The organism is Antrihabitans spumae (genome assembly GCF_043944905.1).
Taxonomy (GTDB): Bacteria; Actinomycetota; Actinomycetes; order Mycobacteriales; family Mycobacteriaceae; genus Antrihabitans; species Antrihabitans spumae.
Genome location: NZ_JBIMSN010000012.1, coordinates 74,906 through 101,336, shown reverse-complemented (window position 1 = coordinate 101,336; position 26,431 = coordinate 74,906). Strand labels below are relative to the sequence as shown.

The 26,431-nt window shown below is 63.8% G+C and carries 18 protein-coding genes and 1 pseudogene; 7 read left to right on the top strand and 12 right to left on the bottom strand.

Annotated features, from left to right (window positions below):
* The first annotated feature begins 502 nt into the window (after window positions 1–502).
* The 3 genes from mobF (at window position 503) to ACHIRB_RS03235 (ending at window position 9,631) form a co-directional block, all read left to right on the top strand.
* On the top strand, window positions 503–6,430 hold the full coding sequence (mobF, locus tag ACHIRB_RS03245; protein WP_395126214.1) for a MobF family relaxase: 5,928 nt from the start codon (window positions 503–505) through the stop codon (window positions 6,428–6,430).
* An 855-nt stretch (window positions 6,431–7,285) separates the two neighbouring features.
* A complete protein-coding gene (locus ACHIRB_RS03240; RefSeq protein ID WP_395126215.1) occupies window positions 7,286–9,337 on the top strand; it encodes a DEAD/DEAH box helicase in 2,052 nt (683 codons plus the stop codon).
* A 39-nt stretch (window positions 9,338–9,376) separates the two neighbouring features.
* Window positions 9,377–9,631 carry a hypothetical protein gene (locus ACHIRB_RS03235; protein WP_395126216.1) on the top strand — a complete coding sequence of 85 codons (255 nt, stop codon included), beginning with the start codon at window positions 9,377–9,379 and terminating at the stop codon, window positions 9,629–9,631.
* A 117-nt stretch (window positions 9,632–9,748) separates the two neighbouring features.
* On the opposite strand, the gene ACHIRB_RS03230 is transcribed toward ACHIRB_RS03235, so the two are convergent.
* The 12 genes and pseudogenes from ACHIRB_RS03230 to ACHIRB_RS03175 all read right to left on the bottom strand — a co-directional run.
* The gene (locus ACHIRB_RS03230) at window positions 9,749–10,546 is read right to left on the bottom strand and encodes an RES domain-containing protein (RefSeq protein WP_395126217.1); all 798 of its coding nucleotides are present in this window, start codon (window positions 10,544–10,546) and stop codon (window positions 9,749–9,751) included.
* A 72-nt stretch (window positions 10,547–10,618) separates the two neighbouring features.
* Window positions 10,619–11,005, bottom strand: a complete 387-nt coding sequence (locus ACHIRB_RS03225) for a hypothetical protein (protein WP_395126218.1) — start codon at window positions 11,003–11,005, stop codon at window positions 10,619–10,621.
* A 195-nt stretch (window positions 11,006–11,200) separates the two neighbouring features.
* Window positions 11,201–11,425, bottom strand: a complete 225-nt coding sequence (locus ACHIRB_RS03220; RefSeq protein WP_395126219.1) for a hypothetical protein — start codon at window positions 11,423–11,425, stop codon at window positions 11,201–11,203.
* Window positions 11,426–11,686: 261 nt separating this feature from the next.
* Window positions 11,687–13,357 carry a hypothetical protein gene (locus ACHIRB_RS03215; protein ID WP_395126220.1) on the bottom strand — a complete coding sequence of 557 codons (1,671 nt, stop codon included), beginning with the start codon at window positions 13,355–13,357 and terminating at the stop codon, window positions 11,687–11,689.
* Window positions 13,354–14,286 carry a hypothetical protein gene (locus ACHIRB_RS03210; protein ID WP_395126221.1) on the bottom strand — a complete coding sequence of 311 codons (933 nt, stop codon included), beginning with the start codon at window positions 14,284–14,286 and terminating at the stop codon, window positions 13,354–13,356. The genes ACHIRB_RS03215 and ACHIRB_RS03210 overlap by 4 nt, the downstream gene beginning before the upstream one ends.
* Window positions 14,286–15,224 carry a hypothetical protein gene (locus ACHIRB_RS03205; protein ID WP_395126222.1) on the bottom strand — a complete coding sequence of 313 codons (939 nt, stop codon included), beginning with the start codon at window positions 15,222–15,224 and terminating at the stop codon, window positions 14,286–14,288. Before ACHIRB_RS03205 ends, ACHIRB_RS03210 begins: the two co-directional genes overlap by 1 nt.
* A gap of 1,414 nt (window positions 15,225–16,638) precedes the next feature.
* Complete coding sequence (locus ACHIRB_RS03200; RefSeq protein ID WP_395126223.1) at window positions 16,639–17,598, bottom strand: tyrosine-type recombinase/integrase; 960 nt, start codon at window positions 17,596–17,598, stop codon at window positions 16,639–16,641.
* Window positions 17,599–17,702: 104 nt separating this feature from the next.
* Window positions 17,703–19,658 (bottom strand): DUF4158 domain-containing protein, encoded by a 1,956-nt coding sequence (locus ACHIRB_RS03195; protein ID WP_395126224.1) that lies wholly within the window; start codon window positions 19,656–19,658, stop codon window positions 17,703–17,705.
* Window positions 19,659–19,811: 153 nt separating this feature from the next.
* On the bottom strand, window positions 19,812–20,513 hold the full coding sequence (locus ACHIRB_RS03190; protein ID WP_395126225.1) for a hypothetical protein: 702 nt from the start codon (window positions 20,511–20,513) through the stop codon (window positions 19,812–19,814).
* A gap of 231 nt (window positions 20,514–20,744) precedes the next feature.
* Window positions 20,745–21,443 carry a hypothetical protein gene (locus tag ACHIRB_RS03185; RefSeq protein ID WP_395126226.1) on the bottom strand — a complete coding sequence of 233 codons (699 nt, stop codon included), beginning with the start codon at window positions 21,441–21,443 and terminating at the stop codon, window positions 20,745–20,747.
* Window positions 21,443–22,360: an ABC transporter ATP-binding protein gene (locus tag ACHIRB_RS03180; RefSeq protein ID WP_395126227.1), complete on the bottom strand. Its 918-nt coding sequence runs from the start codon at window positions 22,358–22,360 to the stop codon at window positions 21,443–21,445. Before ACHIRB_RS03180 ends, ACHIRB_RS03185 begins: the two co-directional genes overlap by 1 nt.
* Window positions 22,361–22,435: 75 nt before the next feature.
* A pseudogene (locus tag ACHIRB_RS03175) lies at window positions 22,436–23,014 on the bottom strand (IS630 family transposase); the annotation flags it as partial.
* 188 nt (window positions 23,015–23,202) lie between these two features.
* Between ACHIRB_RS03175 and ACHIRB_RS03170 the strand changes: the two are divergent.
* The 4 genes from ACHIRB_RS03170 to ACHIRB_RS03155 are packed head-to-tail and all read left to right on the top strand — an operon-like array spanning window position 23,203 to window position 26,412.
* Window positions 23,203–23,583 (top strand): ArsR/SmtB family transcription factor, encoded by a 381-nt coding sequence (locus ACHIRB_RS03170; protein ID WP_395126228.1) that lies wholly within the window; start codon window positions 23,203–23,205, stop codon window positions 23,581–23,583.
* Window positions 23,580–25,535, top strand: coding sequence for a heavy metal translocating P-type ATPase (locus ACHIRB_RS03165; RefSeq protein WP_395127609.1), 1,956 nt, complete (start codon window positions 23,580–23,582; stop codon window positions 25,533–25,535). The genes ACHIRB_RS03170 and ACHIRB_RS03165 overlap by 4 nt, the downstream gene beginning before the upstream one ends.
* Window positions 25,532–26,059: a signal peptidase II gene (gene lspA / locus ACHIRB_RS03160; protein WP_395126269.1), complete on the top strand. Its 528-nt coding sequence runs from the start codon at window positions 25,532–25,534 to the stop codon at window positions 26,057–26,059. Before ACHIRB_RS03165 ends, lspA begins: the two co-directional genes overlap by 4 nt.
* Window positions 26,056–26,412 (top strand): DUF3703 domain-containing protein, encoded by a 357-nt coding sequence (locus ACHIRB_RS03155; protein ID WP_395126268.1) that lies wholly within the window; start codon window positions 26,056–26,058, stop codon window positions 26,410–26,412. The genes lspA and ACHIRB_RS03155 overlap by 4 nt, the downstream gene beginning before the upstream one ends.
* Window positions 26,413–26,431 lie beyond the last annotated feature (19 nt).

Here is a 26,431-nt window from a genome sequence, read left to right as displayed (position 1 = left end):
AAGATCGAAAACCCAATCCGAAACAGATCAAGCCGGCACGTCAGCCCGGAGAAAGATCTGGGCTAACTGCTCGGCTGGGTCCACCCGGCTCTTGTTCCGCAAAGATTGAATCGCCGCATCGCAGAGCTCAACTCGCGCCCATTGGCACCTGCTGTGCACGCGCATGTTATCCCTCAGACGGCACCAGCCCGATTTCATCGAACATCACACTCCATTCCAGCTCACAATTATAAAACTGGACCAACCGGAACTACTGTTCTAATTGGACCAATATGGATTTTGCAGGCAACCGACAGCGCGCGGACGACACCTATCGAAACTCAAATCAGTCAGTCCTTTCGGACAAACAAGTCCTTGTCGCTAAAGTCCCGGCCCCAACCCTGCGCCGTTCTAACCGAACCAGCTGCGACGCGACCCCACCAATAACCATCAGACCCATAATTCGCCTTCACACCTCTTGCATTATGGATAACGAAAAGATAACGTCCGCTATTCTGAGAATGTGACAGCGACACTTCACAAACTCACTGCTGGCGATGGCTACACGTATTACGTGAAGTCCGTGGCCGCGATGGACAGCACCGAGAAGGGCCGAACCTCGCTGTCCGACTACTACTCCGCGAGAGGCGAATCGCCGGGTAGGTGGCTCGGCAAGGGCCTCGCTGCGTTCGACACAATCGACAGCGGCGATCCAGTCACCGAAGCACAGATGAAGGCACTCTACGGTGAAGGCCTCCATCCCGATGCAGACAAGATCCGGCGACAGACACTCGCCGACCAAATCACCAAAGGTGCGACTAAAAAGGCCGCCACACGCGCGGCGGACGCATCCACTCGGATCGGCGCTCGCTATCGGATCTACAACGGTGCCAGCAAATTTCGACAGACCGTTGCGGAGCGCTTCGTCGACTTCAATGTCTCCCGCGGCGAGAAAGGCCTCGCGCCGATTCCAGACCAGGACCGCGCACGGATCCGTACCGACGTCGCGACAGAGATGTTCACTGCCGAATTTGATCGCGCCCCTTTGGACGAGCGCGAGTTGTCTGGATGGACTGCTCGAAGCTCACGGAACCGGACGACAGCGGTCGCCGGATTCGACGGTTGCTGCTCACCGGTCAAGTCGGTATCCGCGTTGTGGGCGGTTGCGCCGCGATCGATTGCGAAAGAAATAGAGGAGTGTCACGACGCCGCTGTCGCCGACTATCTGAGTTTTCTGGAAAAGGTCGCTGGATACACCCGCCTGGGCACCGACGGAGTGCAGCAGGTCGAGACGGATGGTTTGATAGCCACTGCATTTACGCACCGCGATTCACGAGCGGGTGACCCTGATTTACACACCCATGTGGTGATCAGCAACAAAGTCCGCGCCCGGACCGCGGACGGTAGCTGGCGGTGGCTGGCGCTGGATGGACGAATGCTCTACAGATGGGCAGTGTGCGCGTCCGAGCACTACAACACTCGCCTCGAAGCACACCTTCGAAAGCGACTCGGGTTGCACTTTGCGGAACGTCCGTCGATTGAGAATGAAAAGCGCCCCATTCGAGAAATTGTCGGTGTTGATACTCGCCTCATCGAGCGCTGGTCGGTTCGAAGCGCCGCGATCACCGAGCGCACTGGCGTGCTCGCGAAGGGCTTCCAAGCCGACCACGGGCGTGAGCCGACACCGCACGAAATGTTTGCTCTCGCCGAACGCGCCACCTTGGAGACCCGCCAAGCCAAGCACGAGCCGCGGACCGAAGCGGAGCAGCGCGCCACGTGGCGCAACGAAGCCATCGCCGCTTTCGGTGGCGCACATGCATTATCCGAAATGGTGCATCGTGCGCGCCACCCCAATCGCGGCCCCAGCGCCGATCTCGACGATCGATGGATATCCACCTCGGCGCAGGCGCTCATCTCGCGAGTGGCGACCAGCCGCGCCACGTGGCAGGAGGCGCACGTCCGGGCCGAAGCGGAGCGAATCGTTCGATCAGCCAGTGCAGACCCCGAACAGGGCACAAGACTGGTGGACCAACTGGTGCGAGAAGCGCTGAGCGTCCGCCGCTCAATCCCCCGCCGACCGCCCGATCAGTTCGACGAGCCGGCAGCACTGCGACGTACGGACGGCACCAGCGTCTACGCGACCGCGCGCAGTCAGGTCTACACATCCGCTGCAGTCATCGCCGCCGAAGAACGCCTCATCGCCGCCGCACACCAGACCGGCGGTCACCAGATCCCCGACTCCACCGTCGCCGTCGCCTTGCTCGAATACGCCGCCAACAACAACGGCCGCTCCCTCAACGCCGGCCAGGCAGAGCTGGTCCGGCGCATGGCGACCTCCGGTGCACGACTGCAAGTGGCGATCGCCCCCGCAGGCACCGGCAAAACCACCGCCATGAAAGTCCTCGCCCGGGCCTGGCAAAGCGAAGGCGGCACCATCATCGGCCTCGCACCGACCGGCGCCGCCGCCGGAGTACTGCGCGAAGAAATCGACACCACCACCGACACCATCGACAAAATGACCCACGTCCTCGCCCAGATGGAGAAGGCCGGACGCACCGGCAAGCCCGTGCAGATCCCGCACTGGATGCGGGAGATCGACGCCAACACACTCGTGATCATCGACGAAGCCGCCATGGCCGGCACCGAAAACCTCGACGCCGCGGTGCGATTCGTCGTGTGGCGCGGCGGCAGTGTCCGCATGATCGGCGACGACAAACAGAAGTCCTCGATCGCCGCCGGCGGCGTCATCCGCGACATAGCCGAATCGGCCGGCGCGGTCACGCTTACCCAAGTCATGCGGTTCACCGATCCCGCCGAAGGCAACGCCAGCCTCGCCCTGCGCGAGGGCGATCCGGCTGCGATCGCTTTCTACATCGACAACCAGCGCGTTCACGTCGGTGACCTCGAAACGGCCAAGAACACGCTCTACACAGCCTGGTCACGAGACCGCGCCGCCGGCCTGGACTCGGTGATGGTGGCACCCACCCGCGAACTCGTCGCCGACCTGAACCTGCGTGCGCGCACCGACCGCATCGCCGCCGTGCCCGATAGTCGGGTCGGTGCGATGGTCGCACTGTCCGACGGACTACCTGCCTCCGTCGGAGACGTCGTGTTGACCCGCAACAACGATCGTCGACTGCCCATCTCGCGCACCGACTTCGTCCGCAACGGCTACCGCTGGACGATCAACCACGTCCACGACGACGGATCCCTCGACGTCACCCATCTGCGCAGCCGCCGCCGTGTTCGTCTGCCCGCGAGCTACGTGCGTGAGCACGTCGAACTCGGCTACGCCTCCACCGCCAGCTCCGCACAAGGCATCACTGCCGACACCTCGCACACGTTGGAAGACGGCCGCAGCAGCCGCGAAGATCTCTACGTCCCGCTGACCCGAGGAAAGCGCCGCAACGACGTCTACGTCTCCACGGCGACTGATGGTGACGTCCACAAAGCGCTGCATCCGGAAGTGCTCAACCCACTCACCGCCGTCGATGCGCTGACCGGAATTCTCGCTCGATCCAGTGCACAGGTGTCGGCGACCACTGCCCAGCGGGAGCTCGACGACCCACGTGGTCGACTCGCTCACGCCGCCGCGGCGTACACCGATGCCGTCGGCTCCGCCGCCGAAGCCGTCATCGGTGCCGATGCCCTGGCGGTTATCGACGCCGGCGCCGAAACCACGTGGCCCGGGCTCACCGACTCCGCCGCCTGGCCGACACTGCGCAAACACCTCGCCACCCTCGCCGTCGACGGCCGAGACGCCGTCGCCGACCTACACACTGCGGCGCATTCACCGAAACTAAACCGCATCTACGGCGCGCTCGACACCGCCGCCGACGTTGCCGCCGTCCTGGATTGGCGACTCGACGAAACCGGCGCGCACTCCAGCGGGACCGGACCATTGCCCTGGCAACGCGGGATCCCAACAGCACTGCAACAGTCACCGACGTGGGGCGCGTATCTGTCGGCGCGCAGCGAACTCGTCACCACTCTCGCCGAGCAGGTCCGCACCGCAGCCGGTGACTGGTCGCTGTCGGACGCGCCGCTGTGGGCACGCCCGATCGTGGGCGAGCACCCCGCCCTGTTGAGCGATCTCGCTGTATGGCGAGCGGCGATGCACGTCGACGACACCGACCGACGACCGACCGGGCCGGACCGCTACGCCGTCGTCGAATCGCGCTATCAACGTCGCCTCGACGGTCGCGCCACCCGAGCGATCGGCGACCCCAACAGTGCCGCCGCGCTGTGGGCACCACTGGTCGACAAGCTCGATCCGCGGATCCGGCTCGATCCGTTCTGGCCGGTACTCGCCGACAAACTCAGCCTCGCCAAACATGCCGGAATCGACGTGCACGCCCTCGTCGGCACCTGCGTCGACGAGCGGCCCCTGCCCGACGAACTCGCGGCTGCCGCCCTGTGGTGGCGGATGTCGCGCACCCTGCAACCCGAGGTTGTCGCCGACATCGAATCCGGCGACCTCGCAGCCCGGCACCCCGACTGGCTGCCGGTGCTGCACACGGTGGTGCCGGAGTACTCCGACCGGATCATCGCCGATCCGGCGTTCGCTCGACTCGTCGCCGTCGTCGACTCCGCCGACCCCGCCGAGTGGACCCCCGCCCAGTTGCTCGCCATTGCTCATGAGGCGATCCTCGCCGCCCAAGACGACGACCCGATCCGTCCCGATCAGGTCGCCACCGCCGTGACGTGGCGAATCGAAACGCTGCTGACCGCACCTCGATTCGGCAACATGCCGCTACCGGTCGAGCCCGTCGATGTCGAGTCCGCTCCCCCGGATCCAGCGGATGCCGAGTTCGGCGTCAAGCTGCTCGACGGCGAGGCCCTCCCGGTGGGGGTTGTCATCGGCGATGACGTTTACCTCGACTCACTACTCGTCCTCGAACCACCAGTCGATGACCTCGATCCATTCGACGACGTCGTCGAGATGGACAGCGGCCAAGCACTATCGAGCTTGGCTGACGACCTCGGAGTCGACATCGCGGAATGGGCACCGTTCCCCGACGTCGAACTCCCCTACCCCGACCTGCCTATCGGCGACCGGATCAGCCAGCTCGGTGCCGATCTTGCCGCCGCCGAATACCTCGTGGCCCGACTGCGGTCGGCATTTCAAACCGGAACCAGTGAGCACGTCGTTGCGAATGAACCGATGATTCTCGACCTCGCCTACCGCGCCGACGAGCAACGGCCTTACCGGATCGAGGCGCTCGACGCGCACGAACGGTGGGTCGAAGCCGACCTCGCCGCGTCCGCCGCCGAAGACGCCGTCGCCACACTGCGCCGCGACGCCACGACCGCACGCGCTGCCGGCGACGACACCACCGCAGCCTCGATCGAACTCGACGCGAGCCTGCAAGAAATGGAAGCCCAGTACTACCGCTCGACCGCAGATTCGGCCCGTACCGACGCCGATGCCGCCCAAGTCGCACTCGAAGCGTTCGCCGGCGGACGCGGGGTTGCCACCCGCGACGACGTCGAGCAAGCACGCCTACTCGCTCAAGAACTCGACCTCGACAACGTGCACCAGGCCCGAATCGTCGCCGAGCGTATTGCGGCTCAGTTGGACCGCGCCGAAATGGCCGGTGCCCGTGAACTCGCGGCCGCCGGCACCCGCCGTGCATCCGATGCCACGTTCCGTGCCCTCGCCGTGCGGCACGAGCGCCGTGACTACGCCGCAGCGTTTGCCGCCGAGGCTGCGTCGGATCCGTTACGGATGCTGACCGACACCGAACTCGCCGCCAACGTCCACGGGCTTCGGTGCCGGCTGTCCTGCGACGACTACGACCTGATCGGCTGGAAATGGTCCGAGAGCGTGGTTGAGACGTCCGAGACCACCGCAGACAACTTGAACCGTCATGTCGCCGCAATCACAGCCGCTCGCACCGCTGCCAGCGTGGAAGCTACAGCCGAAACCGCACTCCGCGAGGCGTATGCCCGTTCTGCAGAGCTGCGTCATCGACTAGAGGAAACCCCTTCGATTCGAGTCGGCGCACGCTCCAAACTCACTGCCGAACTCGCGGCTGCAGACCGAGTCCGCGAACAGCGCCAGTACCAACACGACCAAGCGCAGGCTGCAACCGTTGCAGCGTCTAACCGGGCCGCCGACGCCGGTGCACACCCGTCGGACTGGACCCGGATCGAGGCCCAAGTCCAGAACTCAGAGGTCCAAGCCGCCGAGCGAGATGCGAGTCCAGCAGCAGAAGACGAGCGTGAACAGATGCGCGAGAAGATCAGCGCCGAACGCCGCACAGCAGCAACCAGACTCGACGCGCTTCTGGCCGAACAAGCCCGCCGCGAAGCACAAACGGCGACCGAATGTCTAATCGAAGACCGTCTACGTGAACGCGAAGGACGGGATCAAGTTCACCGCTCAACGGACGTAACGCCACCGGAGCTCGACCCCGCCCACGAACACGAGCTCGACCGGGACAACTAGTTCTTCGGCGGCTCCTACCTGAACTGCTTATCAGTAAGGACAGCAGCGCCGAATGACTATCTGTGCTGGTCGGGAGCGTTATGTACATGTAACGAACCTGTCAGTGATGGAACAGGCGGAGTCCGGTGTTTACGAGGGTGATCGCGTGTTCGCGGCGGGCGGCGACGTCGACGTTGTCACGGAAGGACAGGAACCCGTCGGATACGAGGGTCATACCGGTGAGGTTGATGCCCCAATCGCGGCGTTCCCGATCGCTGAGATGCTCGGTGATCGTCGACTCGGGGTCGTCGGCCGAGCGGGCGTTCGCGGCTGCGCGGAACTGGCGGTTCAGCCGGTCCGGTCGCTGTTCGCCCTGCGGTGTCGGGAGTGCCCCGAAATGCGGGATGTTTTCGTAGCCACCAGATCCGGCCTTGTCGCCGGCAAGGGCAGTGCAGTCGCGCGGACTGTTGACCGGCGCAGATCCCGACGGTCACGCCGTCGCGAGCATATGCGACCGAGATGGATTGGGTGTAGCGCACGGTGATCATCCCCAGCAGCCCGTCCCGGATCGTCGCCTCGCCGAGCTAGTCGCCCGATGCGCCTGTCAGGTGGTCTCTGCTGATCGGGAGAACGTCGCGGTCCTGCTCGAAGTACGACAACGAACACATCTCGCCGTTCGCGCGCCGGCGGCCGGTAGTCGGGGTTCGACCTCGAAGACGACGAACCGTCCGGACTTCTTGCGGCCCAACACTTCCGCGCAGGCTTGCACGTAGCCGGGTCGCGATGATGCCGTCGGGAACGACACCGGCGAGGACGGACGCCTCGCAAATCGGTGTACAGATATGGAAGAGTTGACTAAGGTTGTATAGTAACAGCATGGTTGATGAAGAATTTATGCGTGTGTCGGAGGCGGCGACCTACTTGGGGATATCCGCGCAGACCCTCCGCCGGTGGGACAGGGACGGCACCTTGAAGGCCGTGCGACGGCCCGGCAGCGACTATCGCTTCTATCGGCGCGCCGACCTGGAGCCGTTCCGACTGGTCTACCGACGCGCCGAGGAGGCTGCCGCTGCGGACGGGAACACCAGCGTGTTCGCGACCGCCAACGCGGACATCGAGGCCAATGCTGCGCTGCGCGACCCGCAACGCGCTGCACATCGCGCAGTGCGCGAGCACTTCGCTGCCGACGCTGGTCCGGCGATCGTGCAGATCCCCGTCGGTTGCGGGAAGACCGGCATCATGGCCACGCTGCCCTTCGGAATCGCGAAGGGCAGGGTATTGGTGATCACTCCGAACCTCACGATTCGCAAAGGCGTCGCCGACGCCGTCGATATCACCAGCCCACAATGCTTCTGGACGAAATGCCGGGTGATCTCTGACTTCACCGCCGGCCCCTGGATGGCGTTGCTCGACGGAGTCAACGCGAACATCCACGACGCGATCGAGAGCGACTTCGTGGTCTGCAACATTCAGCAGCTAGCCAGTCAGGCCGACCGTTGGCTGCCCCAATTCCCGGAAGACTTCTTCGACATGATCCTCGTCGACGAGGGGCATCATGCCGCCGCCGAAAGCTGGCAGAAGGTGTTCCGCCGATTTCCCAACGCAAAGGTCGTCAGCCTGACAGCAACACCGTTTCGGTCCGACCAGCAGCAACTTCACGGCGAGATCGTCTACCGCTACCCGTTCACCCGAGCGATGATCAACGGCTACATCAAGCAGATCCACTCCCGCAACGTTGCTCCTTCGGAGCTCTACTTCACCTACCGCGACGATATCCGCCGCCATACTCTCGATGAAGTCCTCGAGCTTCGGGAACAGGCGTGGTTTCGCCGCGGTGTCGCCCTGAGCCCAGAGTGCAACCGCCACATCGTCGAAGCCAGCATCCAGCAGTGCGACCGCATGCGGGCAGAGACAGGCATCCAGCACCAGATCATCGCCGCGGCATGCTCGGTCGACCACGCGCGACAAGTCGCCAGCATCTACACCGAATGCGGTTACCGAGCCGCTGAAATCCACTCCGACATGGCAGACGACGACCAGGACGCCGTCATCGAGAGGCTGAGGCAGGGCCAGCTCGACTGCATAGTTCAGGTCCAGATGCTCGGCGAGGGCTTCGACCATCCCCGCCTGAGTGTCGCGGCGATCTTCAGACCGTTCCGAAGTCTTGCGCCCTACGTCCAGTTCGTCGGCAGAGTCATGCGTGTCGTCCAGGAGTCCGCTCCGGATCACCCCGACAACCAGGGACACATCGTGTCTCACGTCGGACTCAACAACGACGCTCGCTGGACAGAATTCCGGGAACTCGATCTCGACGACCAAGCCTTGATCCGCACCTGGGTCGACGGGAACACCGACGACGACCCCAAGGGCAGAGAAAGCGAGCCACGCCCCCGCCGATTCGACGAGGGCATGCTCGTCGACAACGAAATACTCACCAGTTTTGTCGAACACACATACCTCGACCCGACGGACGACCGGGTGCTCGACGAGTTGCTCTCCCGCGAGATCGCGCCCGCGATCACCGTTGGCGATCTCGTCGGACGCGAGCAGTTACGCGAGCGGCTACTCGCCAAGCAGGTAGCGGCACCAGTTCCGGCTTCGATACCGGTTTCCCCGCAGCGGCAACGCCAATCGACCAAGACACGGGTCAACGAGCGTGCGAAATCCGTCGCCAATCGTGTCCTGACGGAACTGAAGCTGCCGCATCGCGGGCATCAGCTCATGGCCGTGACTCCCGGCCAGCGCCAATACAACTCGGCGATCGTGATACGCCGCATCAACACCGCGATCAACCACGTGGCCGGCGAAGCGAAGGCGAGCCGTGGACAGTGGTCACTCGAACAAATGACCACCATCTTCGAGCGCCTCGACGAGATCGGCGACTCCGTCCGCGACGCGTTGAGAGATCAACTCAGCAAGAAGAAGTGACGCGGATTATCCGAGTCCCCGGTTCGACAGGAGATCGACATGCCCACCAAAGCGGTTCTGCGCCACATCAGCATCGAAACCCCGCGCACCAACCATCAACGAAAATGCTCAGCCCACCAGAGAGGGAAGAAGGCTCACCACATCCTCAAGGGCGACACCCACCTGGTCATCGTCGAAGGCGACGACAAAATCAGATACTGCCGCGAGGCGGCGACAGAAATCCTCGACCAAGCCCAGCGCGACCTCGACGCCCTGCGGCTGCAGCTTGATCGGACGGCACCCGCTAGTGCGTGACACAGTTACAGATATCACTGTCTTCCACAAGGGCTATCCAGTAATGACAGCACATGACTCAGAGAGATTCGCACCGTGCTTCCCCTACAGATAAAAGCGTTCGGCGCGACGTGAACTTCAGTAAGTCCGCATTCGACGGTTGGTCGCAACCTCGACGAATGGCTGCGTGTGGCGACCTATGTCCGACGCCTCGTGGATCCAAACCGCATCACCACCGGTGCCGTCATCCGCCCGGCGCAGCCACATTGCCCAATTCTGGACCGTAGTACCCCATTTCGACGGGTACACAACACCATGAGGGCGGGACCCGTCGCTGAGCACCACAGACTCGCGTAGCCACGTGGCGATTCCAGTTGTCAGCTGCTTCATGTCCTCCGACGAGCTCGTCAACTCGCTCAACGTCAACCGATCCACCCCGCATGTGGTCAACAACATCTGCAATTGCTCCTCGACGGCCGAGATGCTGCCGGCCCCGGTTACGTCGACAAACCAGCCGTTCCCAGGCAACACCAGCTCGTACAGGTTTCGAGCCTCCCGCCATCCCTTCGAGATCGAACGCGGTGCCATCGCGCCGCACAATGGCAGCTCACGCTGAATCTGCGAGTCGAAGGTCAAATCGTCGGAGTCTTCGACGTCGTCGAACAGATCACTCATCGCAACGGCAGGCGGATCCGGGGTGATGTATTCGAGTACTTCGACAAATGCACCCTCCGCCGTCGAGCTGCCGTAGATGGTGCGTCCTGGAGTATCCCAACGCGACCACGTGACAGGATTCGCGGTCTTGACGCGGGGCGGGGGTTGAAGTGGACCGAACTGAGTTTGTGCGACGCGGAACATTCGACGCCCGCTACTGGGTACCAAATTCAGACCTGTGGTGGCGCACACGGCATCGACGCCATAGGTCTGAGCAGTCACCTCGGGCCTCCCCCTTATACCGAACGATCAGTATAAGGAGCAGGCCCGACAGCGCTGTGCACTCACACGTGCTCAGGCGTAATACTCACCCGAGACGAATGCGGCCGCAGCGCGATAGACAGCGGGGATTTTGGAATCGCGAATGAACTCTGCTGGCGTGTGTCCATCGAGCCGCGGATTCGCAGCGATCATCCACGACCGGGCAACCTGGTCGTTCTCGGCGTCCTCGATCGATACGAAAACTGAATGCGCTGCCTTCAACCGAGTGACCCGCTCGTCGGACGGTGTCGCATGTGTTGCCGAGCCCGGAGGCGCCGCCCACCGCGCAGGCATCGCTCGGCTTCGCGAGTTCGCGATGTAGGCCGTCAAGGTTCGCCCCAGTCGCTCCAGCAGGTACTCGGCAACTTTATGGGTCGGCATACGAGCCGTGTCATCACACGCTTTCGTCAAGACATCCATGACGAGTCACCTCCCTTCAAGGTCGACAAATAGGCAACACTGTTACCGCTGGGCATATGAGCGAGGTTACACAAATATCGTACTAATATCGCCAAATGTGACAAATACTGTACTCGAAAACGTCGAATACGGCATGCACACGAGGTGTTCAATGTTCGACGATCTACTGGTTGACGCTGTAGAACATAGAAAATCTCAGTACACGTCGAGTTCGTCCGAACCCGCGAAAAAGCCGTGACCGGCGCTGTTGGTGCAGCGCAGTCCGGACGCGCGCGATTCGCACACGATCGTCGCGGCGGGATCGTCGAAGCTGGTTCGAATGGCGATACGCGAGTGCATCGGCAGTTCGGCATCGTCGAATGTTCCGTCCGGTCCAGGCCCGAGTGGCATGTTGAACATCTTGTCCAGTGTCCGGCACATGGTGGCTAGTTTCCCTGTATGAGGTTGTCGGGTTTACTTATTCAGGTCCGAATAGTCTGATTTGCCCGATTGCCACTTCGTCGTGGCCTTCTGTGTCGGTCCCCTCCTCGCTCGGTCTCCCGAATGAGGTAGTTCTGCCTCCCCAATGGGTCCCAACGGACCGATTTTCGGCTTGGGGCCAGGCCGTTCAGGCCTCCAACGAAGGTCAGGACGTGCGTGTCCGCCGGAATCGTGAGCTGATTCCGGTGCGGGGCGGGGAAGTTATCGATCGGGCCGGACTGTGGTGCGGCGGTTGTTCGCGCGTGCCGAGCGACGCCCGGTTGCCGGATGTCGGTCTCGATGAGGAGTCGGTGGTGGCGGTTCGCCGAGCAACGCACCCCAAGGGTCGAGACGTTCACGTTTGGCGTGCCAGTCCCGCAAGATCAATAGGTTCATTGCGGCCAAGGCGAATCCGAGCATGAGGCTGTAGCGGGTGAGCCCGAATCCGCGAATACCGCCACGGGTGAGATGCAGACGATTGGCCTTCAGATCACTGAACACCGATTCGATTCCGACGCGGCGGTGGTAGCTGTCGGCCCACGCAATGGTGCCGTGTTGAAACGGCATGCGGGTGTTGGGTTCGTCGGTGTCGTACAGGGTCACAGTGATCGCGCACCCGCAGGTCTTGCCGTCGGTGCAGTACACCGTCGGTTTGCGGAAATCCTCCCGCATCGACCGCGGCGCCCTGGGGCTGCGAATCTTCGGGTGGGTCACAGCCGGGCCGCGGAAGCGGTGTCGCCCGTCGGGTTGCCGCACACCGTGCGGGGTGAACGCGTACGCGGCACGCAACTGATGCAACCGCTCGATCCGCTCGCGCTCTTCTGTGCGCATATTGTCCCGCACTGTCGGGTCACTGCTCAGCGGTGCGATATAGACAAGACCTTCCGGAAGGCAGGTTGTGTACAGGGTGCCGTCGATCCACTGGGTGCCGGCGACGGGTCCGGGCCGGCGACCGCGTTGTTGTTCGTGCAGATCGAAGACGGTCGTGTAGCCGGCGCGCCAGAGCGGGATCGTGAAATGCGATGCGGTGGTGTAGTTGTAGGCGCGGTCAGCCATCAGCTCCCGCGGTGCGGGGGTGTCGCCGAGCGCGACGACTGCCCGCCAACCGCAGTCGCCCTTGTGGGTGCCTGCAGGGGCGAGTACGGCGGATCGGGCGACGTGTGGGACCTGGAGATGTCCGGGAGCGGACGCGGGTTCGACGGCGACGTCGGTGATGACATGAGCGTCGTATCCGCAGAAGAATTCGGTTTCGTCTTGCGACGCGCTGCGCCAGCCGACGCGAGCATCGAGGTCACAGGTGTAGATGTACCGGCCGTCCGGACCCTTCGGTGCGTCGGGCAGCGGGTGCTGCGACTGGTTCTGCGGCGGTGGCGCGTCGGGATCGGAATCCATTGCCGGTCGACGGAAGCGCAACCTACCCCACGTCGGGATATCGGTGGAATCGAGAGCGAAAGCGCCAGTCGGTGGCTGCGTCCACAAGGACGCATCGAGCAAGGCTTGGGCGAACCGTTCAGCGTCCCAGTCCGGGTAGGCGGCGCTTTCGCAGGCACGGCGAACATGTTCGAAGGCGTCGGTGATCATTTTGTAGGTGATCGGCGTGTGTGGGTCGAGTCCGACGTCGTGGCGTTGGGAGGGGGTCCAGCCTCGGACGGTGTTGGTGATCTGCGTCTGATGCATCAGCGTCGACTTGAACATCGCATGGACGAGATAGGCGGCGAGGAATGCGTCGGCGTTCAACACGCGGTGTGCGCCGCGGCGTTGCTCGAGCACGCGCCGAGCGAACGGTCGGGCGGTGCAGTGGTCGAGCACAGCAAGCACGCGCCGCCATTGCCACGGCTCGGTTCGGTTCACCTCGTCGGTTACGACGTGCAACGGATGCAGTGGGTCGGTCATGGTGGGACCGCCCGGCCGATCAGGTCCAATTCGGTTCGTGTCGGGCGGTGACCGGCGTCGGCCACGTAGGGAAGAAGTCCACGGATCTGTTCGATGTCGATGTAGCCGGCCAACCGCAGAAAGGTCGGCATCGGCACCGCGGACAGCACCGCAACAGCCCACGTCGCCCGCAACCGCGCCACAGTCACCGGCTGCAACCGCTCCGGAATCTCACAGCGGTGCAACAGATGTGCCACGAACTCGACCCGGGTAAGCGGCTGCGGCCGGAACAGGGACTCGCCCCCCGCACGCCGCGCCAGCTCGGCCAGCAGCGGTGAATACCGGTCGAGCACCGGCACGGTCCGCAAACGCTCCCCAGCGGTTACCGTCACCAGCAGATGCGGGTTACGAACCGTCACGTCACTACCCAGGACCCGGATCATTTCCGAGGACCGCAACCCGGCCCCCAGCCCGAGCACGACAGCAGTACCCAGAGCTCGCGTCCGCACCGAGGTGCGTTGCATGCCAACACATTCCAGCAGCCACCGCGCCTGGGCGTCGGTGTAAGGAACTGGACCGTTGCGGCCATCGAGCGGCTCGCGGCGCGGCTCCCACGGAGCCCGGCGGGTGACCCGACGCGACACGGTACTCAACGTCGCCCGTCGCGTAGCCCGCGACGCCTGCGCCAACCCCGGGGTGGTGACCGCGTACCGGTTCACCGTTGCCGGGTCGAAAATCTGCTCCACATCCAACGGCAGTCCTTGATCGACCGCCCACGACACCAGCGCGGCTACTATCCCGATCCGGCCCGCCGATACCTTCGCCCGTTCAGACGCCGGATAGGCCTCGTAGATGACCGACCGCACGAACGGCCCTATCTGCGACCACTTTTCGGCCGGCATCTGCGGGGTGTAGCGCGCGAGGATCTCCTCCGCGGTGCGGGCAGCCATCACGACCCTCGTCCGACGAGGCTGCGCCACCCGGGCGAACCGATCTCCGATGCGGGGAGGTAGGCGACCAGGTCGGAAAAGGCTTTGCCACTGACGATTCCGGCCGCGGCGAACACCTCGGGCACCGAGAGATCGGTCAGCACCGACGCCAACCATGTCGATCGCAATCGCGCCACCGTCAGATGCGGCACATCTCGCGGCATGTCGAACGAACCCACCAAGGCCGCAGCCTGATCACGGCCGTGCCGTCGTGACACCACCAGCGGCTCAGCGCCTGCTGCCGCGCACACCCGCCGCAACGGTCGAACGCAGTCGTGACGCACCGGCACCACCCGCACCGGTACGCCGAGCCGCACCGCAGTGGTCGACGCGATCTCGACCACGTCGGCGGCCCCGACGGTGAACAACTCTCCCGACCGGGCGCCGGCACCGAGAGTCAGCGCGAGAACGGCCGTCATCGCATGACGGCGAAACAGACTGCGCTGCCGATGCGCAACGTCCCAGAACCGTGCCACATCCTCAGCGGTGTAGGGCGGGGACAGTGGTCCGCGAGGGGAGCTGTCCAGCGGCGGTGGCCACGGCGCCGACGTCGTCACCGTGCGGGCGATTCGCCGCAGCCGGGATATCTCCGCTGAGCGTGAGGTGGCGACCAGTGGCCGCATCCCGGTGAGCCGATACCGCTCCAACACATCCGGACTCAACACCGTCTCGGCCTCGAGCACCATTGCTTGCTCGACCGCCCACGCGGCGAATCGCGACAGCGCTTTCAGTGACGCCGTGGCCTGTGTCGCCAACACCGGCTGCGACGCCAGCGTGGTTGTCCGCACCCACGGCCCGATCGCTCGCCATGCTTCATCGTCGATGCTTCGTGGGCAAAAGGAGCTGATACGCAACATGATCGAGTCGGGATCGTCACCACCACGCGCATACGCCGACACGACCACATCACCCGTCTTTCACGCTGAAAAGGCTGGTGTGGAACGGGAAAACGGGAGTATTCTCATGAGTGCAGATCTCCTCCTGCACAGACGTCAGCGACTGCGGATTCCTGGCGATCGACCTGAAAGACACCGACGGCAATCGGTGTCTTTCGACATTTCAGGGGGTATCTACTGGATTGGGCCACCACCTGTGGACATCGGCTATCGAGGCGATCGTCGTACGCGTCCAACGATCCAACTGCCGCACCCGCAAGGGGGCACGGTTCGATTGTGGTGACCGATTAATGATCATCCTAAATCCGCAGCCCGGCAGACGGAACCCTTGAAACGACAGCCCGGAACACAAGCCGTCGATGCGGCCCGCCTGGACAACCTCAGGCCCCTTCGCGATCGCCAGACGTTCTAAGCTCGCGCACAAACAAGTTCAGTCGTTTCGCTTGTGCATCCGTTCGGTGAGGTGTGCGGCCGGAGGTTTCGAGAACGATCTCAAGGGCGATAGCGAAGGGGCGCTGCCGGCCTCGGAAAAACTTTGGGGTCGCAACCGATGGATCGCCCATACACAGCGGCGCGTCGTGGAGTTGCGGACCGTCGCTTCCCGGGCCCTCACGCGATAACCTTGACCGGTCGACGCGCGACGCGATCGCCGTCAGCCGTACGCCTCAACCCGCGTACGTTTCCGATAGAGGTGGCGCCGACCTCTCGCCGACGCCACCTACGAAATCACCACGACTTCCACCGCAGCCCGCAACACCGTGGTGAACCGAAGCACATCGGCTTACTAACAGGTCACGTCGCAAGCCACTTTGTGCAAGCGGCGCTTGCACAAACGAGAAACCACAGGTCAGTTGGGGGTTGACCGGGCCGGCCGATCGTTAAAAACGATAGCTGGCACGCCACGTACGGCGGCAGAATTCGGGCGTCCGAGGACGGGTTGCGCGCGAGCCTGGGCCAATTTGTGCAGCGCCCGCTGCACAAATACCTCCAAAGGTCACGACCCTAGGCATCCTCGATAAGTCGCCCTCAGCTCCACGAGCCGACCGAGCACCCTGAACGCTCACACGCACGCGACTGAGTCACTTCGTCCGTACGATCTTCACTACCCCGCAGACGTCACCTCGCGATGCTTCAGATGCCGGGCCCGAACTTGTGCAACAGCGTTGCACAATTGCCCATTCGTGGTGATGGGTGCTGCAGAAACGTATGCCCAGCAATCCCCGACAGGGTGTCCAACTGCCGGCACGACGGTTGTTTGCCTTGAATCGACTGGTGCACAACCTCGCTCGCTTCACCACGTCGCCGTCTGCCAGGGGTTCCGGTAGTAACGGCGCAGAAAACAACGGATATTGCGTTGCGGCGCCAGGTAATTGACCTGTCCAAGTGTTCAGGATCGCCGAAGGGGCGAACGGTGATTTCAGCGTCGGTCGGCTCCGGGACCGAGCAGGCTGGTGATTGCGCGCATGGCTGCTGGTGAGGGCTTGAAGTAGCGGCGCAGGCTGTCGGGTTTGCGGTGCCGGGATTTGGCCATGAGTTCGAGCAGGCTCGCTCCGGCTTCGCCGAGGTGGGTAAGGCTGGAGTGTCGGATTTCGTGCAGGTCCCACCCTGTGCCTGGCCCGTGGGTGGCGGTGGCGGTGGCGTTGTCGAGCAGGGCGCGGGCTTGGCCGTAGGACAGCCGCGCCAGCCCGGTGTCGGGGCAGATGTCGCGGTCGGTGACGGCCGTGCCGGGGCCGGGTCGGCGGTGGGTGAGGAACAGTGGTCCGCGGGTTCGGCCGGTGATCAATCTCGGCAGCAGCCTGGCGGTGCCCGCGTCCCAGTACACGAGCTCGAGTTGGTGTTCGGCGTGGGTCGCGCCGCGGCGGCGGGTGCGAGGTTTCGCGCCTTTGGCTTTCACCGGGGCACAGCGGCCCGCCGAGTCGAGTTCTTCGATGTTGATCTGGAGCAGTTCATCTGTGCGGGCGCAGGTTTCATACAGCATCCGCCACAGCGTCTTCTCCCGTAGGTCGATGTCGCGGCGGGCGATGAGCCGGTCGATCGCGGTGCGGGAATGCACCGGGGTGTTCGAGTCCGGTGGTGTGGAGCGTTTCACCCAGACCGCGACCTTGGGGGCGGGGTATCCGTGTTCGCGGCACCACACGAGCCAGGAGGCGACGGCGGCGCGGCGGGCGTTCCAGGTGTTGACCGCCGACTCACCCCACAGGGTTTCCAGGGTCTCGCCGATCTCGTCGTCGGCGACGTCGGCGAGGGGCCGGTCCTCGCCGAGGACAGCAGTTGTCTTGTCGAGGGCGATGGTGTAGGCGCGGCGGGTGTTCGGTGAACGAATCGAGTCGAGGAAGGCGTCCGCGGCGGCGCGCAGGGTGATCGCGATCTTCACCATGGGTGACCTCCAATCGGCTAGCCACAGATAACGGGGCCGCTTCGCGCACCGCCGGAGTGTTGTTCCCGCAGGCCGGATCTCAGGATGCCACAGATAACAGGCCGTTATCCGTGGGTTGGTCGTGTTGGGATGGCTGTGTTGAGCGCGGTCCAGATCTGCTCGTAGGTGGGCAGATCGAGTCGGCAGCAGGTGACCAGTTGTGGCGGTTGGCCGGTGGCGACGTCGCGGCCGGCGATGACCAATGTCGGGGAGGGGTACTCGCCTTCGAGTTCTTCGACCTGTACCGGGATCAGGGTGTCGTGCAGACAAGCGGTGAGGGTGTCGCGCACGCGCTCGACGAGCGGGCAGTCGGGAACGTGCAGCAGTTGGACGCGCACGGCGGGTGGGGTTGTCGGGTTCATGGGGTGGGGTCCTGCACCCGCTCGCGTCGGTGAGCTGTGCCCGCTCGACGGGGTCTGCCCTGCGCTATCGGCCGGATCAGTGGCCCCAGGAAATCGGGCATGCCGTTGTGGCGCAGGATCTCGGTCAGGCTCGCCTGGGGGGCTGTCGGTCATCGGCTCGGCCCCTTCCGTCCGCCGGATCGCCGCGTCGATCCGGGTATGGAGTTCGCGTCGATGGAACTGCTCCAGAACACACAGCGTGTAGGCAGCACGGTCCACCGTCTCCGGTGGGCGGCCTTCCCGGTAGATCAGCCGGGACCAGCCGCCGGTGATCAGGTCGTGGTCGACCCGACGGGCATCCAGATACGTCGCGGGCAGCTTCGACTTTGTCGTCAGCAGATCGGCTAGGGTCGTCATCGCCTTCAGCACCGGGGCACCGTCGGCGGTGGCACCGAACTCGATGGTCCGCATCATCAGCGGAAGGAACGGGCGCACCGTGGCCAGTCGCCCGGCCAGCTCCTCCAAACGTCGACCGTTCAACTCGGCGTCACCGGCCGGGACCAACTCGTCGATCACCGCGACAGCCGCCCGCAGCTCGCTCTTGGTGACCCCGTTCTCGATCAGATCCCACACCAACTCCAAGCTGATGTCCGGTTCCACCTCGCTCATCTCCAGCATCACCTTCACCGCGGCCGCGAGCTTGCCGGCATTGCGCGACACCCGCGGATACCGGCGTAGCTTCTCGTCTTTGGATTCGCGTTCGGCCTTGGACAACAACTCCGTGGTCATCACCAGGTCGAACAACTCCAAAGCGTCGTCGGTCGCCCGCGCCGCCAATGCCAGCACGGTAGCGACCAACACAGCCAGGCGGTGCTCACGCGACATCCGCCGCAGCAGGGTCGTCTTGCCCGCAATGCCGTGCATCGCCAACCCCAGCAACCGGCGCGGCGGGACCGTCGACACGTCCAGCGAACCGGCCCCCACCGCGACCAGGTCCGCCACCCGGTTCAACGCGGCGACCATGCCCTTCGACGACGTTCGGAACAGGCCCTTACGCAGCCGATCCAGCTCGTTGACCCGCTGCTTGCCCGCGTCGGGCACATCCAACAGCCCTAGCAACGCACCCGAAGTCTGCGGCGTCAGCGGTGATGTCAACTGCTGCCACAACCGCTGATCCGCGGACTCACGACCGGTGGCGACCATCCTTTCCAAGGTCGTGACGCCTGCGGGAAGCAGCGCCTGGCGACCGCGAAGCCAGGCCATCGCGCCGGAGAAGATCGCCTTCGGCCCCTCGCCGGTCATCCAGGCTTGATCAGAAATCCAGGCCGTCAGCTCGGACTCGACCTCGGCAAACGGTGTCAGGCCGTACTCACGCTGGATCTCCCAGGCATGCTCAAGTTTTGTTTTCTCCCGGTCGGTGTAGCGCTTCACGCAGGTCGGGTCTTCGATTCCCAGCTGCCCGGCGAGGTAGCCCACCAGCTCGGGCGGCACGTCCAGCGGATCAGGAAGGAACATGCCGAGATGCCGCGCCGCCACGACTTGAAGAGCGAAGCCCAATCGGTTGTAATCGCGGCGCCTGGCCGCGATCAGCCGCCGATCCTCGTCGTCCAGGTGGAAGAACCGTTCCAACTCGACCCGCGAGTACGCACCGAACCGGCCGTAGCTGCCCCCGTCGTTCACGCTCGATATGAAATCACCGGCAGGCCCAGCACCGCTCGCTATTCAGTCGTTAGCGCCGGATCCCGGGCGTCTGTCCCTCAACCCCCTATTAAATCCCAGCCTATGATGAAATAGGCAAAGTGCAAGCCACGCTTCCCGAGGGATATTTCTTATTTACGGTCGTGCACTTCCTAAGTCGCGGCGGCGGAAGGCGACTATCCCTATGACGGTGATAACGCCTGCCGCTAACAGCAAAGCTAGCAAAGGCGCTAGTATCAGGTCAGCTGAGGGCAATGCTGGTGTGTGACTGAACGGCGAGACACCGCGAAAGCTACCAGGTAAACTTAAAGCCTCACCTAATGGCCCGGTGAGCATAGCGAGCGCATATACCGACCACGCCAGGACTCCTGACCACTTTGAAGTGAGACCAATGAGCATTACGACTGCTCCCGCTATAACCAAAGTCGCTGGGACATGCACCAACGCAGCGGCGGCTAATGTGGCAACTCGACCCGGCGTATCACCGGCGGCAAGGCCATAGGCGATGCCCATGCCGGTACCCAAGAATAAGAAGATAATTACGCTACCCGCAACGACGATAACCACGTGGCTCATCAGCCAGCCTAGCCGCGCAGTGGCGGTAGCCATCAGCGGCTCCAGTCTGCCTTCTGCTTCTTCGGACCGAAGCACCATCAATGCTTGAACCGCGTATGCGCTGATGATGGCTCCCATCAGCGCCAGGATGGCGGCAAAAAAGACGTTCGTAAAATCTTCGCCGGTGGCACCGAGCTTGGCAAACAATTCTGCTACTTGTGAATTTTGCAACCCGCCGACTTGTCTACCCAGCGACCCGAAAACCGCGCCAAATACCAACATCGCGGCTAGCCATGCCACTAACGTTCCCCGCTGCAGCCGCCAGGCCAGGCCGATTGGCCGTAGAAGGTAGTGGGCAGCCGTAGCCGCGCTTTTGCGGGCTGGGAGCAATCCTAACCCCACATCCCGCCGCGCGACTAGCGCAAAAGCAGCAGTTGTTGCGACTATAAACAGTCCTACTGGGATCGCCAGAACCCACCAATTGTTCTGGTCGTACGGACGCATTTGCTGAGCTCAACCGATTGGTGACAGCCACGAGGGCCAGGCGCTGGAAATAGTAGCTCCGTCAGCCCGCACCGTGCCCAACGCGTCTCCCACACCGCGCAGCAAATAAGTCACCCCTAGAATGCTTACCGCCAATCCGCTGGCGGTGCGAGTACTTTCAAACATCTGTGCGGCGACAGCCGCAATGGCAGCGTAGGCTATACCTACAGCTCCGATCCCGATCCCGGCCGCCAACGAGCCCTCAAGCGGCAAGTTTTTGGCTATTAAAACCAGACTTACCAGTCCGGCTAGCAGGATATTCGCTGCCACCGCCACAATCAGAGCGGCAATCAGCCCCGCATAGCGGCTGACAACGCCTGAGCCGACCAGTTCCGCCCGCCCGGTTTCCTCGTTCTGCCGGGTGTGGCGGATAACGGCCAGGATACTCATCAATGCGGCAAAAATACCCCAAAAGACCGTGCCTTCCGATAATGCCAGCCCACCGGGGCTTATGGCGGGCGCGGCCCCGCGAATAATCAACAATCCAGGGCTATTAGCTATCAGCGTGGCAGCTATTTGCCGTTCGGCTGCGGTAGGGTATTCGCTTAGCATCGTGCTCGCCATACCCAGAGTTATCAGTGCAATACCCACAATCCAGACCAAGAGTTTGACACGGTCGCGTCTCAAGGCCACCAAAGTAAGTCGCCAGGTGCCGGTAAGCGTGCTCATTATCGTACTGCCTTTTTATTCTGGTCTTTTATATCTGTGACTTTGTAGTAGCGCAAAAATAGTTCTTCGAGCGTCGGCGGGTGACTGGTGACGCTGCGGATATTGAGTTTGCTCAGCACATCAAAAGCAGCGTCCAGGCTTGGTGGGTCAACTTCGAAGTGGGCTTGCCGTCCCTTGATAACAAGGTTGCGGATGCCTGATAATTTTTGTAAACCGGTAATTGGCTGTTCAGTCTCGACTATGACCGTGGTATGGTGCAGGCCCTGCAATTCCGCGAGTGTGCCACTCTCGATGGTCTCGCCGTGGCTGATGATTGTTACCCGGTCGCACAACGACTCAACTTCAGCCAGAATATGGCTGGATAGCAGGACGGTCTTACCAGCGCTCTTTAGTTCGCGAATACATTCTTGAAACACTGCCTCCATAAGAGGATCTAATCCTGATGTCGGTTCGTCCAATATATAAAGCTCGACATCAGAAGTGAGAGCGGCTACCAGCGCCACTTTCTGCCTGTTACCCTTTGAGTAGGTACGAAATTTCTTGGACGGGTCAAGGTCGAAACGGTCAAGCAGCTGCTTGCGGCGCTGTTTATCCAGTCCGCCGCGCAGCGAGCCAAGAATATCGATCGCTTCGCCGCCGGAAAGGTTTGGCCACAGGTTGACCTCACCCGGCACATAGGCCAAGCGGCGATGCAGCTCCACAGCGTCGCGCCAGGGGTCCCCGCCCATCATGCGCACCTCACCAGCCGACTTACGCATCAAGCCAAGCAAAATGCGGATAGTCGTGGATTTGCCCGAACCGTTGGGCCCCAAAAATCCATGTACTTCGCCAGTCTTGACAGTTAAATCAAGCTGGTTGAGGGCGCGGAAGCTGCCGAAATTCTTAATTAGTTTTGAGACAATAATCGCATCAGCCACTTTTGGTGTCCGAATCGTTTGTATTGGTTTCTGCTTCTATGTCCATTTTAATACCCCTTTTTACTTATCCCTAGCCTAGTGGTCCGCGTTTGAAGTTGTTGGGCGGTTGGCTTTCTTGAGGATTTGATCGGCGGTTTTGGTCCAGACGAATGGGTGGGCGCGTGGGTTCCAACCGTTGATGAACTGCCGGATCGCGGTGGTGAGCTCTTTGACGTTTCGGAATGTGCCGCGGTGGGATTGCCTGGCGTTCGATGATGCCGAACCACACCTCGACCAGGTTCATCCAGGACGCCGACGTCGGGGTGAAATGCACACGGATCCGGGGGTTTTCGGCCAACCAGTCGCGGATCTCCTGCTTCTTGTGCGCCGCGTAGTTGTCCATCACGAGGTGTAGTTGCTGTTTGGGGTAAGCGCGTGCAACGTGTTTGAGGAACGACAGGAATTCCTGGTGCCGGTGCCGCGGCTTGCACACGCCTGTGACTCTGCCGGTCGCGATCTCCAATGCCGCGAACAGCGTGGTCGTGCCGTGGCGAACATAGTCGTGGGTCTGCCGCTCGGGGATCCCGATCTGCATCGGCAACGTCGGGGCCGTGCGGTCCAACGCCTGGATCTGAGATTCTCGTCGCAGCACAAGACGATCGCGTTCTCCGGTGGCCTCGAGGGTCGCGTTCAATCACCCGGTGCTGTGACTCTTGCGATGCAAGTGGTTGCTCAAGCATGAAGGTTGCCCCTGTCGAGAATCATCCGGCTACCTCCGTACGGAAATCTCATGACATCGACGTCGGCACATACCCCGTCATCACCGGATGCAATGCAACTACCAAGTGCGCTATCATCGTCACATGACGATTGATAGCGATAAGTGCCTGGCAGCGCCGGGCACCGGTACGAACCTGGATGCGGCGGTGGCGTTGTTCCACAGCCTCTCCGACGGCACCCGGCTGGCGATCGTGCGCCGACTCGCCGCCGGGGAGGCGAGGGTGGCGGACCTGGTCGGTGAACAAAACTTGGCGCAGTCGACGGTGTCGGCGCACGTGGCGTGCCTGCGGGACTGCGGTCTGGTGCAGGGCCGCCCGCAAGGCCGGCAGGTGTTCTACTCCCTGACCTGGCCCGAGCTGCTGGACCTGCTGGCCTCGGCGGAAACCCTGCTCGCTGCCACCGGAAATGCGGTGGCGCTGTGCCCGAACTACGGCACCGACACCGCCGAGGGGGTGCGGGCATGAGCGACGCGTGCGGCTGCGGCCACGACGAGCCCCGCCCCGAGGGCGAGGAGGAACGCGAGCCGGAAAAACTGTGGCAGATCACTGAGATCCGGGCCGCCGCGGTCGCCGGTGTGCTGCTGGCGGTCGGTCTGATCGTCGAGTGGACCGGCGGTCCCCGCCTGGTCGCGTTGACGGTGTTCTCGCTCGCACTATTCGTCGCCGGCTACACCTTCGTCCCGTCCACCCTCAAACGCCTGGTACAGGGCAAAATCGGGGTCGGCACCCTGATGACGATCGCCGCGGTCGGCGCCGTGCTCCTCGGCAAGGTCGAGGAAGCCGCCATGCTGGCGTTCCTCTTCGCGATCAGCGAAGGCCTCGAGGAGTACTCGGTCACCCGCACCCGCCGCGGCCTGCGCGCGCTGCTGTCCCTGGTCCCGGCCACCGCCACCGTGATCCGCGACGGCCGCGAACAGACGGTCCCCCCGGCCGAACTGCGCCTGGGCGAGATGATGATCGTCAAGCCAGGCGAGCGGATCGCCACCGACGGCACCATCGCGACCGGCCGGACCGCCTTGGACGTCTCGGCGATCACCGGCGAGTCCGTGCCGGTCGAGGCCGGGCCGGGCGACGAGGTGTTCGCCGGCTCGATCAACGGCACCGGCGTCCTCGAGATCACCGTCACCGCCGATGCCCAGGACAACTCCCTGGCCAAGATCGTGCGGATCGTCGAGGCCGAACAATCCCGCAAGGGTGAGGCCCAACGCCTGGCCGACAAAGTCGCCAAACCGCTGGTCCCGGCGATCCTGGTCATCGCCGCGGTCATCGCCGCAGTCGGCAGCCTGCTCGGGGAACCGCGTGTGTGGATCGAACGCGCCCTCGTCGTCCTCGTCGCCGCCTCGCCGTGCGCGCTGGCGATCGCCGTGCCGGTGACCGTGTTCGCCGCCGTCGGTGCCGCCAGCAAGCTCGGTGTCCTGGTCAAGGGCGGCGCCGCCCTCGAAGCACTCGGTCGGATCCGCGGCATCGCCCTGGACAAGACCGGCACCCTGACCCGCAACCGGCCCACCGTCATCGACATCGCCACCACCGCGGGGGCCACCCGCGACGAGGTCCTCGCGGTGGCCGCGGCCCTGGAAGCGCGCAGCGAGCACCCCCTCGCGAAGGCGATCCTCGCCGCCGTCGACGACTACGCCCCGGCCGAGAACGTCGAGGCCGTCACCAGTGCCGGCCTCACCGGATACCTCGACGGACGTGCGGTGCGGTTGGGGCGCCCGGGCTGGATCGAGCCCGGACCCCTCGCCGCCGACGTGGAACGGATGCAGCAGGCCGGGGCCACCGCGGTGCTCATCGAGCGCGACGGCGTGGTGATCGGGGCGGTCGCGGTCCGCGACGAACTGCGGCCCGAAGCGGCCGAAGTGGTGGCCGGGCTGCGCCGCGACGGTTACCACGTCGCGATGCTCACCGGCGACAACGAACGCACCGCCCGCGCACTCGCGGCCGACGTCGGGATCGACGAGGTCCACGCCGACCTGCGCCCGGAGGACAAGGCCCGCATCATCGGCGAGTTGCGCACCACGCGGCCGACGGCGATGGTCGGCGACGGCGTCAACGACGCCCCCGCCCTGGCCACCGCCGACCTCGGCATCGCGATGGGCGCGATGGGCACCGACGTGGCCATCGAAACCGCCGACGTCGCCCTCATGGGTGAGGACCTGCGCCACCTGCCGCAGGCCCTGGCACACGCCCGCCGCTCACGAGCGATCATGTTGCAGAACGTCGGACTGTCGCTCGCGATCATCACCGTCCTGATGCCACTGGCCCTGTTCGGTGTCCTCGGCCTCGCCGCCGTGGTCCTCGTGCACGAGGTCGCCGAGATTGTGGTGATCGCCAACGGTGTCCGGGCCGGCCGCGCCCAGCCCCTGACCACCGGGTCGGTACGGGCCCTGAAGACGGAGAAGCTCGAGGCCCGCGCATGATCGAGACAGCGACCGCTCGATCGACCCGCGCGGGACGGTCGCGGTGGGTTCTTGTCGCCGTCGCCGTCGCGCTCGCAGCGGGTGCACTGCTGGTCGAACCTGTCGCGCGCCGGGAACTGTCCGGGGGTCGCAGTGTTGACCTGGGATTGCTGCAACTGCGGTTGGCGTACAACAGCGGTGTCGCGTTCAGCCTCGGCGACCAGTTGCCGACGTGGATCGTCCTCGCGGTCACCGCCACCATCACCCTCGGTGTCGGCGTCTACGCGTGGCGCACCGTCCCCGCCAGTTCGCTGGTGGGGGTGGTGGGCTTTTCGGCGATCTTCGCGGGAGCGGCCGCCAACGTGATCGACCGCGCCGTCGACGGGAAGGTCACCGACTACTTCCACACCGGCTGGTGGCCTACCTTCAACCTCGCCGACACCTACCTCACCTGCGGTGTCGTGCTGGTGATCGCATCGATGGTCTGGGATTCGATCCGAACTCCTACTGAATCGGCGCCTACCGCCAGGGAGAGTGCGGCATGACCGCCATGCCGGACCGCATTCGATCCGCCTACACCGCGGAGATGACCGCCGCCCGCGACACCACGGCCGACAATGCGCGGTGGGTGCACCTCGAACGGGCGCACATCCTGTCCCAGCCCTACCCCTGGCCGCATACCCGCAACCACGTCGCCATGCTCGCACTCGCTCTGCGCCAACACGACCGCCGCGAGGCCCTCGGGCAGATCGTGCGGATCGTCGTCGCCGCACCCGGATCCCTGGTCGGCCACTACCCGGAGGGTAACACCGGCCGCACCCGCGCGGGGCTGACGACCCCGATGCCGCTCCCGTCCGACCTCGCGGCCCTCACCGGGCGAGCGGACCCCACCCGGTGAACGTGCAGTTGACCTCCGC

Bases quoted from the DNA above. Each gene is read 5' to 3' on its own strand.
- ACHIRB_RS03170 (WP_395126228.1), top strand. From the start codon at position 23,203: ATGACGATTGATAGCGATAAGTGCCTGGCAGCGCCGGGCACCGGTACG.
- ACHIRB_RS03235 (WP_395126216.1), top strand. From the start codon at position 9,377: ATGCCCACCAAAGCGGTTCTGCGCCACATCAGCATCGAAACCCCGCGC.
- ACHIRB_RS03185 (WP_395126226.1), bottom strand. From the start codon at position 21,443: ATGAGCACGCTTACCGGCACCTGGCGACTTACTTTGGTGGCCTTGAGA.
- ACHIRB_RS03155 (WP_395126268.1), top strand. From the start codon at position 26,056: ATGACCGCCATGCCGGACCGCATTCGATCCGCCTACACCGCGGAGATG.
- ACHIRB_RS03215 (WP_395126220.1), bottom strand. From the start codon at position 13,357: ATGACCGACCCACTGCATCCGTTGCACGTCGTAACCGACGAGGTGAAC.
- ACHIRB_RS03220 (WP_395126219.1), bottom strand. From the start codon at position 11,425: ATGTGCCGGACACTGGACAAGATGTTCAACATGCCACTCGGGCCTGGA.
- ACHIRB_RS03190 (WP_395126225.1), bottom strand. From the start codon at position 20,513: ATGTTGGTATTTGGCGCGGTTTTCGGGTCGCTGGGTAGACAAGTCGGC.
- ACHIRB_RS03225 (WP_395126218.1), bottom strand. From the start codon at position 11,005: ATGGATGTCTTGACGAAAGCGTGTGATGACACGGCTCGTATGCCGACC.
- lspA (WP_395126269.1), top strand. From the start codon at position 25,532: ATGATCGAGACAGCGACCGCTCGATCGACCCGCGCGGGACGGTCGCGG.
- ACHIRB_RS03240 (WP_395126215.1), top strand. From the start codon at position 7,286: ATGGTTGATGAAGAATTTATGCGTGTGTCGGAGGCGGCGACCTACTTG.
- ACHIRB_RS03210 (WP_395126221.1), bottom strand. From the start codon at position 14,286: ATGGCTGCCCGCACCGCGGAGGAGATCCTCGCGCGCTACACCCCGCAG.
- ACHIRB_RS03200 (WP_395126223.1), bottom strand. From the start codon at position 17,598: ATGGTGAAGATCGCGATCACCCTGCGCGCCGCCGCGGACGCCTTCCTC.
- ACHIRB_RS03165 (WP_395127609.1), top strand. From the start codon at position 23,580: ATGAGCGACGCGTGCGGCTGCGGCCACGACGAGCCCCGCCCCGAGGGC.